This window comes from Bosea sp. AS-1 (assembly GCF_002220095.1).
Lineage (GTDB): Bacteria > Pseudomonadota > Alphaproteobacteria > Rhizobiales > Beijerinckiaceae > Allobosea.
Genome location: NZ_CP022372.1, coordinates 5,059,354 through 5,072,229 on the forward strand (window position 1 = coordinate 5,059,354; position 12,876 = coordinate 5,072,229).

Sequence of the window (12,876 nt, forward strand, 5' to 3'; positions counted from 1 at the left end):
TCGCTTGACAAGCCGTCATGCAACCGGTTGCATGACGTTATGACACGGGGCTCGATCACGATCGGGGATGTCGCGGCGAAGGCCGGCGTGTCGCGCGCGACCGTTTCGCGCGCCTTCACCCGGCCCAACCTCCTGACGCTAGCGGTCGTCGAGCAGGTCAGGCGGATCGCAGACGAACTGGGCTATGTCCCCAACCGCATCGCGCGAGCCCTCAGCACCGGCCGGTTCGGAACGCTCGCGCTGCTCGTTCCGGACATCGCCAACCCGTTCTTCCCGCCGCTCATCCGCGCCGCGCAGGCACGGGCCGACGCACTGGGCTATGCGGTATTCCTCGGCGATTCCGACGAGACCCCCGATCGCGAGGACCGCCTGCTGGCGAAACTGGCGCCGCAGGTCGATGGCTTCGTCGTCGCCTCGCCCCGCCTCGACGAGGAGCGCATCCGCTTCCACGCGGGCCAGAAGCCGACCGTGCTGATCAACCGCGACATCGCCGATGTTCCGCGCGTGCTCATCGACGTGCGCGGCGGCATCGAGATGGCGATGACGCATCTCTTTGCGCTCGGCCATCGCCGCATCGCTTATGTCGGCGGCCCGGCCGCGTCATGGGCAAACCAGCAGCGCGAGCAGGCCGCGATGGCGGCAGCGCAGCGCTTCGGCATCGAGGAGCTGGCCATCCCCGCCTATCGGCCGACCTACGAGGCCGGCCAGGCGGCGGTCGAGCGCCTGATCGCGGCCGGTGTCAGCGCCGCCATCGCCTTCGACGACATTGTCGCCCAGGGATTGGTCGCGGGCTTGAGCGCACGCGGCCTCGTCATCCCGCGCGACCTCAGCATCGTCGGCTTCGACGACGTGCTGGCCGCCACGACCTATCCGCCATTGACCACGATCGACGCGCACTGCGCCGATGCCGGTGCGGCCGCCGTCGAAATGCTGCTGGAGATCATCGAGGCCGGTGGAAGGCGCGACGCTTGTCTCACCATCCCGACCCGCCTCGTCGAGCGCGCGAGCACCGGCCCGTTCACGACCGAGGAAGCGACACCCGGGCGACCCGCATCCGCCCGGAACAAGCAGAGATCAATCGACCAAAGAGGGAGAACGTGATGTCACGATGGTCAATCCTCGCCGCCGCAGCGGCGTTGATCGGGCTCGGCCCGCTTGCGGCCCAGGCCCAGACGAAACCTGCCCTGCCCAAGCCCAAGGCACCGCTGACGATCAGCGTCATCGACGTCGCCGGCGACCTGCAGATCAGCCAGCCCGCGATCGAGAAATTCCAGAAGGAACACCCGGATCTCGTCGGGCGCTTCATCTTCACCAAAGCGACGGCGCCGGAGCTCGCCGGCAAGCTCAAGGCGCAGCAGCAGGCCGGGCGCGTCGACATCGACTTCGTCCTGACCGGCAACGATGCGCTCGCCGCCGGCATGGAGCAGAATCTCTGGCTCGAGATCTTCCCCAAATATGCCGACCGCTTTCCCGCGCTCGACAAGCTCTACATCCCCGGTGCCTATGCCATGCAGAAGATGGCGCGCGGCCAGGCGATGGTGCTCGACTGGTACCCGTCAGGGCCGCTGCTCGAATACGACCCGGCCAAGGTCAAGGACATGCCGAAGACGGCCGAGGAGCTGCTCGCCTGGTGCAAGGCGCATCCCAACCGCTTCATGTATGCGCGTCCGGCGAATTCGGGGCCGGGCCGCACCTTCGTGATGGGCCTGCCCTATCTGCTCGGCGACAAGGACCCGCTGGATCCGGTCAAGGGCTGGGACAAGACCTGGGCCTATCTCAAGGAGATGAACGACTGCATCGAGTACTACCCGTCCGGCACCACCGCGACGATGAAGGAGCTTGGCGACGGCTCGCGCGACATCATCGCCACCACCACCGGCTGGGACATCAATCCGCGCTATCTCGGCATCGTGCCGGAGAACTTCAAGGTGGCGACGCTGAAGGGCTTCCACTGGGTCGGTGATGCCAACTACATGGCGATTCCGAAGGGCGTCACGGGCGAGAAGCTCGACGTCGCGCTGGCGCTGATGGCCTATCTGCTGGAGCCGGCCCAGCAGGCCTACATGTACGACCATGGCTACATGTATCCCGGCCCCTCGATCCATGGCGTGACCGTCGAGATGGCGCCCAAGGAGAGCCAGGAAACGATCGCCAAGTTCGGCCGGCCGGAATATGCCGATATGATCGCCAACAACCCGACCGAACCGCCGCTCGACGCCAAACCGCTGGTGACGATGTTCGAGAAATGGGACCGCGAGATCGCCGGCAACAAGGCAAGGCAGTGAAGGCTGCCGGCGGTGCGACGCAAGCCGCATCGCCGGATCTCGCTCGCGCTCAGGCGCCGACCTTGGCGAGCACGTCGGCGCGCAGGAAGCGCTCGATGAACAGCATGAACAACACCGAGGGTACGAGCAGGATCAGCGCCGTGATCGAGGCGACCTGGTAATTGCCACCCATCGCCGCGTTGTAGAGCAGCAGCGGTAGCGTCGTGACCTGCGGCACGCCGACGAAGAAGGTGCCGGTGAACTCGTCGAGCGACTCCAGGAAGACGAAGATGCCGCTGGCGATGATGCCGGGAGCGGCTAGGGGCAGCGTCACCGAGAAGAAGGTCTTGAGCGGCGAGGCGCCGATGTTGCGGGCCGCGAGCTCCAGATCCCGGTCGACGGCGCCGAAGGCCGCCGCGGCGATCCAGACCGAATAGACCAGACCATGCGCAGCGTGGACGAGCACGACCGCGAAGACCGTGCCGTTGATGCCGAGCTGGTAAAAGATGCGCGCGACGTTGATGTAGATCGCGACCGAGGGAAAAGCCTGCGGCAGCAGGAACAGGATCATGAAGAAGGCGCGCGCCGGCAGCTTCAGCCGCGCCAGCGCATAGCCGGCAGGGATCGAAAGCGCGAGCGCAACGACGACGGTCAGCACCGCGATCCAGACCGAGGTGCCGAGCGAGGCCATGGCGTCGCCGGTTGGCCGGAAAACCTGCTCCCAATAGCGCGTGCCGTAGGTCACAGGCAGCTTGTAGGGCGTGTACCAGCGCTCGGCGACGGACCAGAGCGCCAGATTGGCGAGCGGGCCGATCAGCACGAAGGCGAAGGCGGCGAGCAGGAAGGCGGCGAGCGTCGCCCGCGCGGTGGAAGCGAGGCGCATCACGGCGCACCCTCCTTCGCCATGCCGCGCTTGAGATAGATGATCGCTGCGCCGGCGGAGATCAGATAGGTGATGACGCCGAGCGCATTGGCCGTGGAGTAGTCGCCATAGGCATTGATGCGGAAGGCCATGTCGACGGTCAGCATGGTCGGCTGCGAGCCCGCCACCATCATCGGCACCGACAGCACCGAGAGCATCGTCACGAAGGAGAGGACGAGCGCGACGAGCAGCGTCGGCATCACCTGCGGCAAGGCGAGCTCGATCAGCACGCGGATGCGGGAGGCACCGAGATTGCGTCCGGCTTCGAGCGTCGCACGGTCGATGGCGGCGAGCGCGCCGGCGAGGAGCAACGCGACGAAGGGCGTCTGCTTCCAGACGAAGGTGGCGATGATGCCGCGCCAGTCGAGGAAGCTCACCGCCTGCAGCGGCTCCATCAGGCCGAGCGAGACGAAGGTGTTGTTCATCAGCCCGTTCTTGGCGAGGAAAGTGCGCATGCACTGCGCCGCGACGATGAAGGGGATGAAGAGCGGCCAGCGATAGAGCGCCTTCAGCGTGCCGACGATGTACGGATTCTCGCCGAGCGTCAGGGTGCCGGCGATGACGATTGCGGCGAGCCCGGTGAAGAAGCAGGAGGCGAGCACGATGACGATGGTGAAGACGACGTCGCCGGAATAGAGCTCCCAGGCCTTGCCGAAGGACTGCAGCGAGAAGCCGCCATCTGGCCCGGTGAAGGCCGAGATCAGCGAGAAGCTGAGCGGATAGACGAACAGCGCCGCTACGAGTGCGAGACCGGGCGCGATCAGCAGCAAGGCGAGCTGGCGTTGAGAAAGGCTCATGGCGAGCGGCGCTTTCGGCAACGAAGGGGGGGCAGGAATCCAAAAGCGCGACGGTCATCCCGGACAAGCGGCGTCAACCGCGCCGATCCGGGATCCGTGCCTGAACCGTTCCGGCAGGGATCCCGGGTCTACGCTTCGCTCCGCCCGGGATGACCGTGTCTGTTCCACATGTCATCCCGCGCGGAAAAGGCTCAGTTCGCGACCTTCTTCTCGTAACCCTCGAGGATGTCGTTGAAGTAGGGCGCGATCGGGAAGGGCTTGGCATTCTTGGACAGGTCGGCCGGGGTGATGTCGGTGAAGAGCTTGTCCCAGGCGGCCTTGTCGAGCTTGCCTTCGAGGTTCTTGGCGTCGATGCCCGGATACCAGTTGAACTTCTTGACGATGCCGTCGGCCTGGACCTGCGGCGAGGTGGCGAGCGCGATGAACTCCTCAGCCAGCTTCTTCTGCGCCGACTTCTCCGGCACAGAATAGTACATGGGCTGGCCGGGCATGCCGGGCGCGGCGAGCTTGAGCTTCATGTTCGGTGGCAGCTTGCCGTCAGCCTGCCAGGAATAGAACATGTCGACCCAGACCGGCCCCATCGCGATCTCGCCGCGGTTGAGCATGTCGAGCGTGCCGGCATTGCCGGGGGTGATGACGACGTTCTTGTTGAAGTCCTTGAGCTCGGCGAAGGCGGCATCCCATTTGGCCTTCTCGGCTGCGTCATAGGGGCCCTGGATCAGCTTGTCGGCATCGCCGCCAAAGGCATAGACCCAGCCGGCGACGAAGGCGACGCCGGACATGCCGCCCTTGATGCCGTTATAGCCGAACTGCTTCGGGTTCTTCTTCACCCACTCCTTCAGCTCGGTGAAGTTGGCGGGCGGGTTCTTCAGCATGTCGGCGTTGTAGGCGAGCGCCGTCTGCGACTGGAACATCGGCATCACGTAGCCGGAGACGTCAGAGCCGAGCGAGTTCTTGGCGGTCTCGCTGGAGACGAGCTTCGAGGTATCGACATTGCCCGTGTACTTGGCGAGCAGGCCTTCCTTGACCATCTGGCCGGCGGCCTTCTGGTGGATGACGACCACGTCGAAATCGGTGGCGGCGGCGCCTTTCTGGGCGTCGAGCTTCTCGTAGATCTTCTGCGAGCCGGAATCGCCCGGACCGGTCCCGACCGAGACGACCTTCACGCCGGGGTGGGCCTTCTCGAACATCGGGGCGAGGTAGTCCTTCACGTAGTCGACCATGTTCTGGTCGCCGGCGGAGGCGACGTTCAAGGTCTGCGCCGATAGTGGCGATGCCACGATCAGCGCGGCGAGCGAGCAGGCAAGCGTGAGGATGCGCATGTGTCTGACTCCCTGTCAGGCGGCGATCCCGGCCTCGGTCGCCGGGAAGATGTGAAGGCGCTGCAACGGAATGCGCAGTCCGACCTTCGTTCCGAGTTCGTGACGGCCGACATCGTCGACCGTGATCTGGCGGCCGGCGGCCTCGACCTTGTAGCGATAGATGCCACCGGGATAGGCGCGCGCGGCAATCGTGCCGGGGACGAGAAGGTCGCCACCCGAGCCCGGTGCATCGAGCGCGCCAAGGCTGGCGACGTCGTCGCGGAAATAGGCGAGCACCTCGCCGGCCGGCAGCGCGGCGGCCGCCTCGGCCGCGAGCGTCGCACGAGCCCCGCCCGCGGCGACGGAGGCCTGCGCTCCACCGCGCTCGATGCTGAGCGGCAGAACATTCTCCGCGCCCATGAAATTGGCGACGAAAGCACTGGCCGGACGGTCATAGACCTCTTCGGGCGTACCGACCTGGGCGATCCGGCCCGCCTGCATGATGACCAGCCGGTCGGCCATGGTCATGGCCTCCTCGCGGTCATGGGTGACGTGGACGGCGGTCAGCCCGAGTCGTTGCTGGATGGCGCGGATCTCATGGCGCATGGTCATGCGGATCTTGGCGTCGAGGTTCGACAAAGGTTCGTCGAGCAGAAGGATGCCGGGGTCGATGGCGAGCGCGCGACCGAGCGCGACGCGCTGGCGCTGGCCGCCGGACAGCGCCGTGACCTTGCGGTCCTCGTAGCCGGCAAGACCGAGGAAGCTCAGCATCTCGCCGACCTTGGCAGCGATCTCGGCCTTGGACTTGCCACGCAGCTTGAGGCCGTAGCCGATGTTCTGCAGCACGGTCATATGCGGCCAGAGCGCATAGGACTGGAAGACCATCGCCATGCCGCGCTTTTCCGGCGGCAGCCCGGCGACATCTCGGCCACCGACGACAATAGAACCGGACTCGACCGGGACGAAACCGGAGAGCGAACGGAGCAGCGTGGTCTTGCCGCAGCCGGAGGAGCCGAGCAGCGCCGTGAAGCTGCCGGGCGCAAAATCCAGGTCGATGCCGTGCAGCACCCGTGTGCCGCCATAGGCGACCTTGAGGCCACGCACGGCGATGGCAGCACCGCTGCCCGCTCTGGCTTGCGTTTCCGGCTGCAAGGCCTACTCCCCACCTTTGCTTTTGTTGCCAGGTAATGGAATTTTTCTTCCATTACCTGGCATGATTGAAATAAACATTACGTACGGGGCGCAGTCTATGCAAGAGCTTTGTGAAACTCAGATGACAACGCGGATCCATTCTCTCTGGCTGATGGCATCGTCCACCGACGAGGCGATGCTGACGGATCTCGTCGACGAATTGTCGGGGCGCTTCCGCACCCCGCGCTTCGCCCCCCACCTGACATTGCAAGGTGACACGACGATGCCGCTGGCCGCCCTGGAGCACGCGGTTGCCGCGGCTGCGGAAACGGTCACGGCCTTTGCGGAACCCGTCACTCTGGTCGAAGGCAGCGACGCCTTCTTCCGTTCCTTCTATGCCCGCTTTGCCGTCTCACCGCCGCTGACTGCACTCAAGCGCGCGCTCGATCCCGAGGCGCTCGGCAGCTTCATGCCGCATGTCTCGTTGCTCTACGGCCCCGTCGAGCCGACGGCCAAGACGGCGGCCATCGCCGAAGTGAATGCACGGCTCGCCGGCCGCAGCATCCACTTCGATCGGATCGGCATCGTGACCTCTGGACAGGATATCCCGATCGCGGAATGGCGGGTCGTCGCCAGCGTGCCCCTGCAGGCGGCCTGACGCAGCCCGCGGCGCTACTCGCCGGTCAGCTCGCGGTTGCGGCGGCTGACCTCCTCGCTGTAGCGCTTGATCGCATGCGCCTCGCTGAGGATGCCAACGAGGCGGCGGCTCTCGCGGTCGGCGACCACCGGCAATGCCTCGCTCTCCGCCTCATCGAAGAGCTTGAGCGTGTCGCGCACCGACATGTTCGCCAGCAGCATCTTGTCCGGATTGCGCAGGAGATGGCGCACCGTGCGCGGCGCCGGCTCGGCGACGGCCTCCTCGTCGAGGGCCGGGTCCGGCTCATAGAGCGCACCCGGCGGCACCATGCCGGCATAGGCCTCGTTCGGGCCGACGGCGACGAGGTAGTTGGTCGAGCCCGGTGGGTATTTCAGCCGCGCCTCGGCGATCGGGGCGTCCGCCTCGATCTTCGGCACCTCGAGGCGCATCATGCTGCCCGCGGTGAGGTCACGGATCCAGCCGACGTCATAGGCGCCGCGGATGCTCTCGCCGCGCAGATGGAAGCGCCAGGTCGCGAAGGAGAAGCCGAAGAGCCGGCGGGTCACCAGCGAGGCGGCGCCGGCCGCCCCCATCACTGCCAAGGTGAGCTTCAGGTCGCCGGTCATCTCGAGCGCGAGCAGCGCCATCGTCATCGGGCCGCCGACGATCGAGACGGCGAGCGAGCTCATGCCGACCAGCGCGAACAGTGTCTCGTGGCCGATGAGATTGGGGAAGAAGGGGGTCAGCAGGCCGATGAAGAGCCGCCCGGTCACGACGCCGAGCAGCAGCGAAGCGAAGAACAGGCCGCCGCGGAAGCCCGAGCCGATCGAGACCGAAGAGGCGAGCGCCTTGGCGACCAGCACCAGCGTCAGCAGGCCGAGACTGGTCTCCATGCCGAGGTAGAGATTGATGGCGCCATGCCCGGCCGAGAAGACGGCAGGAATCCAGATGGCGAGCCCGCCGACGACGAGACCGCCGAAAGCCGGGCGCAGATAGGTCGGGATGCGCGAGCGCCGGAAGCCCGCCTCGACGAAGGCGGCTGCGCGCATCACCACGATGCCGACGAGGCCGCAGGCGGAACCGAGGAGCACGACCAGTGGCAGATCGGAGATCGTGATCGACCCGATCGCCGGCACCTCGACCGACAACAATGCCGGGGAGAGGATGTCGTGGGTGACGGTCGCCATGAAGGTCGCGGCCATGACCGGCACGAAGACAGCGATCGAATAGCTGCCGAGGATGAGCTCGAAGGCGTAGAAGGCGCCGGTCAGCGGCGCGTCGAAGGCGGCTCCGATCGCGCCGCCGGCCGCGCAGCCGACGATGAGCCGCATATCCGCCCGGCGCAGGCGCAGGCGCCGGCCGATATGGGAGGCGAAGCCGCTGGCAGCCTGCGTGTAGCCGGCTTCGAGGCCGACCGAGGCGCCGAAGCCGCTCGAGCCGATGGTCTGCAACGCCACGATAATGCTGTCGCGCATCGACATGCGCCCGCCATGCAGGGCGTTGGCCTCGATCGGATCGACCGGCTGGCTGCGCCGACGGAAGAAGAACCAGGAGGCGAAACCGACCACGAGGCCGCCCGCTACCGGCCCCGCAACGGCGCGCCAGGACGGGATGTCGGTCACGACCGACAGGCGCTGGCCGCTGGCGATGCCGAAGACCAGCTCATGCATGAGCTGCGTCGCCATCGACATGGCGACGACGACGAGGCCGGCCAGGATGCCGATCAGCGAGGCGAGGACGACGATGCCGATCTCGCTGGAGCGGATCAGCGCGCGCAGGCCCTGCTGCGGATCCGCAGGCGAGGCGTCGGGAGCGGGGGCTTTGACGGTGATCAAGGCGGAAGCCCGTCAGGCAGAGGGTTTGCGTCGGCCGGCGGTCGCATAGCGCGAGGGCAATGACAAGGGCAAAGCCAACGCGAACGCCGAAGCGCCATGCTCTCACGGCCCATATTTCGGAAAAGTTATTTGGTTCCATGTCTTGCAGGCATGCCGGCCACGCTCGACGCAGCGTTGATTGTCATGATTCCAAGGTGAAGCTTGGCAATATGGCCGCTGCGCCGGTCGCCGATGCAACGAGGTCCTCCATGCCGTCCCCCTCGCCCAGCCGGCGCCAGTTTCTCGCCTCCACCGGAATGATGCTGCTGATCGCCTCGATCCCCGAGGCGCGGGCGGCGGAGCATTCGGGCACCTTGCCCTGGAAGCCCTTCGCGGCCCTGCCCCCCACTCCCTTGCCGGGCGGGCGCTGGTACGTCTTCACGCCCGACGAGGTTCGCACCGTCGAGGCGATCGTCGACCGGCTGATTCCGGCAGACGAGCTGAGCATCGGCGGCAAGGAAGCCGGTTGCGCGAGCTTCATCGACCGCCAGCTCGCCGGCAGCTTCGGCTCGTCGGAACGCCTCTACACGCAAGGCCCTTTCGCCGCCGGGCTGCCGACCCAGGGCTACCAGGGCAGCGAAACGCCGACCGGCCGCTATCGCGAAGGGCTCGCCGCCCTGAACAAGCACACGCGCGCCACGCTCGGCGGCAAGGCCTTCTTCGAGCTGGCACCGGCGGATCAGGACAAGGCCCTGCAGGATTTCGAGGCCGGCAAGGTCGACTACAAACCGGCAGCAGGCTTCTTCAACCTCGTGCTGCAGAACACGATGGAAGGCTTCTTCGCCGACCCGATCTATGGCGGCAACAAGGACATGGCCGGCTGGAAATTCATCGGCTTCCCGGGCGCCCGCTACGATTACCGCGACTATGTCACGGCTCACAACAAACCCTTCCCCCTACCGCCTTTATCGATAGCCGGGCGGCCGGAATGGAAGACGGGCGACAAGTAAGGCCGGGAGCAGAGAGATGGCACGCAAACTGCCCCGCAAGGACGTCGTCATCGTCGGGCTCGGCTGGACCGGTTCGATCCTGGCGCATGAGCTGACCGATGCCGGCCTCGATGTCGTCGCGATCGAACGCGGCCCCTGGCGCGATACGGCGACAGATTTCAACGTCGCCTATGCGCCCGATGAGTTGCGCTACGCCGTGCGCAAGGACCTGTTCCTGCAGCCGGCTCAGGAAGCGATGACGATGCGCAACAACGTCTCGCAGACGGCGCTGCCGATGCGCGACTACGGCTCCTTCCTGCCCGGCACCGGCGTCGGCGGCGCGGGCACGCACTGGAACGGCCATACCTGGCGCTTCTTCCCGAGCGACTTCGTGCTCAAGACGCATCTGACCGAGCGCTACGGCGCCGACCGGATCGCCGACCTCCAGATCCAGGACTGGGGCGTCACCTATGACGAACTGGAAAGCGCCTTCGACCGCTTCGAATATCTCTGCGGCATTTCCGGCAAGGCCGGAAACCTGAACGGCGCGGTCCAGCAGGGCGGCAACCCCTTCGAGGGTCCGCGCAAGCGCGACTATCCGCTGCCGCCGATGCAGATGACCTATGCGCCGACGCTGTTCGCGGAAGCGGCGCGGTCCAAGGGCCTGCACCCCTTCCCCACGCCCTCCGCCAATCTCTCCGGGCCTTATGTCAATCCGCTCGGCATCGCGATGGGGCAGTGCACGGCCTGCGGCTTCTGCGAGCGCTTCGGCTGCGCCAACTACTCGAAATCGAGCGCGCACACGACCGTGCTGCCGGTCCTGATGCGCAAATCGAATTTCGAGGCGCGCACCGAATGCGAGGTGCTCAAGATCAACCTCGCGCCTGACGGCAAGACGGCGACCGGCGTCACTTATATCGACGTCAACGGCGAGACCTTCGAGCAGCCGGCCGACCTCGTCCTGCTGAATGCCTATGGGCTGTTCAACATCAGGCTGATGCTGCTCTCCGGCATCGGCAAGCCCTATGATCCCTCGACCGGCGAAGGCACGGTCGGGCGCAACTACTGCTATCAGACCAATGCCGGGGCGCAGGTCTTCTTCGAGGGCAAATACATCAATCCGTTCATCGCGGCCGGCGCGCTCGGCCAGACAGTGGACGACTACAATGGCGACGCCTTCGACCATGGCCCGCTGAATTTCGTCGGCGGCGCCGGCATCAACTGCATCCCGACGAACGGACGCCCGATCCAGTACCGGCCGGTGCCTCCGGGCACGCCGCGCTGGGGCTCCGCCTGGAAGAAGGCGACGAAGCAGTATTACAACAACACGCTGACCTTCTCGTCGCAGGGCTCCTCCTATGCGACGCGCGGCAACTATGTCGACCTCGATCCGACCTACAAGGACCGCTTCGGCCGGCCGCTGCTGCGCATCACCTTCGACTTCCCAGACAACGACATCCGCATGTCGAACTTCGTCAGCGACCGCATGAAGGAGATCGCCGACGCGCTCGGCGGCAAGCAGTCCGTCGTCGCCAAGCTGCAGAAGGGCTGGAACTCCGTACCCTACCAGAGCACGCACAACACCGGCGGCGCGATCATGGGCACCGACCCCAGGACCAGCGCCGTCAACCGGCACCTGCAGAGCTGGGACGTGCCGAACGTCTTCGTCATCGGCGCTTCCGCTTTCCCGCAGAACGCCGGCAAGAACCCGACCGGCCCGGTCGGCGCGCTCGCCTACTGGGCGGCCGACGCGATCCGCAACCACTACCTCAAGAACCCCGGCAAGCTGGTGGAAGCATGAAGAAGGCAGCGCTCCTCGCCGGCCTTGCGGCCGCAGCCATCGTCGGGACGCAAGGTCTTGCCTCCGACCTGTTCGACCGCATCAATGCCGGCCGCTACCAGGCCATCCTGGCCGATTGCGCGGCCTGCCACACCAAGCCCGGCGGCAAGCCCTTTGCCGGCGGCGCGCCGCTGCAGACGCCCTTCGGCGCCCTGGTGCCGTCCAATATCACGCCTGACGCCGAAACCGGCATCGGCTCATGGACCTATGCGGATTTCCGCAGCGCGCTGAAGACCGGCATCGGCAAGGACGGCAAGCGGCTCTATCCGGCGATGCCTTACCCGGCCTATGCCGCGATGAAGGATTCCGACATCGCCGATCTCTGGGCCTATTTCCAGAAGGTCGAGCCGGTCTCGAACCGCGTCGTCTCGAACCAGCTCCCCTTTCCGTTCAGCATCCGCACCGCGATGATCGGCTGGAACCTCCTCAACTTCTCGCCGAAGGAATTCCAGCCCGACCCGAACAAGACGGCGGAATGGAATCGCGGCGCCTATCTCGTCACGGGAGCCGGCCATTGCGGCACCTGCCACACGCCGAAGAACATGACCGGCGCCGACAAGGGCGACGAATTCCTGCGCGGCGGCAATCTGCAGAGCTGGTACGCGCCCAACATCACCAGCGACGCGCATAAGGGCATCGGCAGTTGGTCGGCCGAGGATATCGTTGCCTACCTCAAGACCGGCGCGAACCGCTTCGACATCGCGTCGGGGCCGATGGCGGAGGCCGTCAGCCACTCCACCAGCCTGTGGAACGACGCCGATCTCAAGGCTGTCGCGACCTATCTCAAGGACGTGAAGGGCGACAGCACTGCGGCTCCGCCGCCGATCCCGGCAACCGAAGCGGCGATGACCGCCGGCAAGGCGATCTATCTCGACCGCTGCTCGGCCTGCCATGTCTCGACCGGTCAGGGGCAGGCTTCGCTGTTCCCGACCCTGGCCAAGGCGCCGGTGGTCAACAATGGTGATCCGACCTCGCTGATCCGTGTCGTACTGCAAGGCAGCCAGGCGGCCGCGACGAGCGCCAAGCCGACGACGCCGGCGATGCCCTCCTTCGGCTGGAACCTCAGCGATGCCGACGTCGCCAACGTGCTGACCTATGTCCGCAACAGCTGGGGCAACGCCGCCCCGCCCGTGACCGCCGGGCAGGTCAAGGATCTGCGGGCCGCGCTGACACGGTAGGCT

At 66.2% G+C, this 12,876-nt stretch carries 11 protein-coding genes; 6 read left to right on the forward strand and 5 right to left on the reverse strand.

All coding sequences use genetic code 11. The features are described 5' to 3' along the window. Nucleotides 1-39 precede the first annotated feature (39 nt). Together CE453_RS25885 and CE453_RS25890 are read left to right on the forward strand one after the other, a co-directional pair. On the forward strand, nucleotides 40-1,101 hold the full coding sequence (locus CE453_RS25885) for a LacI family DNA-binding transcriptional regulator (protein ID WP_089177209.1): 1,062 nt from the start codon (nucleotides 40-42) through the stop codon (nucleotides 1,099-1,101). Continuing rightward, the gene (locus CE453_RS25890) at nucleotides 1,101-2,285 is read left to right on the forward strand and encodes an extracellular solute-binding protein (protein ID WP_089177210.1); all 1,185 of its coding nucleotides are present in this window, start codon (nucleotides 1,101-1,103) and stop codon (nucleotides 2,283-2,285) included. The genes CE453_RS25885 and CE453_RS25890 overlap by 1 nt, the downstream gene beginning before the upstream one ends. Before the next feature lie 49 nt (nucleotides 2,286-2,334). Here the strand turns inward: CE453_RS25890 and CE453_RS25895 are convergent, their stop codons facing one another. The 4 genes from CE453_RS25895 to CE453_RS25910 form a co-directional block, all read right to left on the reverse strand. Further along, on the reverse strand, nucleotides 2,335-3,147 hold the full coding sequence (locus CE453_RS25895) for an ABC transporter permease (RefSeq protein ID WP_089177211.1): 813 nt from the start codon (nucleotides 3,145-3,147) through the stop codon (nucleotides 2,335-2,337). Continuing rightward, nucleotides 3,147-3,983, reverse strand: coding sequence for an ABC transporter permease (locus CE453_RS25900; RefSeq protein WP_089178147.1), 837 nt, complete (start codon nucleotides 3,981-3,983; stop codon nucleotides 3,147-3,149). The genes CE453_RS25895 and CE453_RS25900 overlap by 1 nt, the downstream gene beginning before the upstream one ends. A 191-nt stretch (nucleotides 3,984-4,174) precedes the next feature. Further along, the gene (locus CE453_RS25905) at nucleotides 4,175-5,305 is read right to left on the reverse strand and encodes an ABC transporter substrate-binding protein (protein ID WP_089177212.1); all 1,131 of its coding nucleotides are present in this window, start codon (nucleotides 5,303-5,305) and stop codon (nucleotides 4,175-4,177) included. A gap of 15 nt (nucleotides 5,306-5,320) precedes the next feature. Then, nucleotides 5,321-6,436: an ABC transporter ATP-binding protein gene (locus CE453_RS25910; RefSeq protein WP_248307886.1), complete on the reverse strand. Its 1,116-nt coding sequence runs from the start codon at nucleotides 6,434-6,436 to the stop codon at nucleotides 5,321-5,323. 121 nt (nucleotides 6,437-6,557) lie between these two features. Here CE453_RS25910 and CE453_RS25915 point away from each other — a divergent pair, with 121 nt between their 5' ends. Next, on the forward strand, nucleotides 6,558-7,073 hold the full coding sequence (locus tag CE453_RS25915; protein WP_089177213.1) for a 2'-5' RNA ligase family protein: 516 nt from the start codon (nucleotides 6,558-6,560) through the stop codon (nucleotides 7,071-7,073). A gap of 14 nt (nucleotides 7,074-7,087) precedes the next feature. Here CE453_RS25915 and CE453_RS25920 read toward each other — a convergent pair whose 3' ends face one another. Beyond that, nucleotides 7,088-8,887: a chloride channel protein gene (locus CE453_RS25920; protein WP_248307887.1), complete on the reverse strand. Its 1,800-nt coding sequence runs from the start codon at nucleotides 8,885-8,887 to the stop codon at nucleotides 7,088-7,090. A 248-nt stretch (nucleotides 8,888-9,135) separates the two neighbouring features. Between CE453_RS25920 and CE453_RS25925 the strand changes: the two genes are divergently transcribed. The 3 genes from CE453_RS25925 to CE453_RS25935 are packed head-to-tail and all read left to right on the forward strand — an operon-like array spanning nucleotide 9,136 to nucleotide 12,873. Beyond that, a complete protein-coding gene (locus CE453_RS25925) occupies nucleotides 9,136-9,876 on the forward strand; it encodes a gluconate 2-dehydrogenase subunit 3 family protein (protein WP_198302214.1) in 741 nt (246 codons plus the stop codon). A gap of 16 nt (nucleotides 9,877-9,892) precedes the next feature. Beyond that, a complete protein-coding gene (locus tag CE453_RS25930; protein WP_089177214.1) occupies nucleotides 9,893-11,656 on the forward strand; it encodes a GMC family oxidoreductase in 1,764 nt (587 codons plus the stop codon). Continuing rightward, on the forward strand, nucleotides 11,653-12,873 hold the full coding sequence (locus CE453_RS25935) for a cytochrome c (RefSeq protein ID WP_089177215.1): 1,221 nt from the start codon (nucleotides 11,653-11,655) through the stop codon (nucleotides 12,871-12,873). The genes CE453_RS25930 and CE453_RS25935 overlap by 4 nt, the downstream gene beginning before the upstream one ends. Nucleotides 12,874-12,876 lie beyond the last annotated feature (3 nt).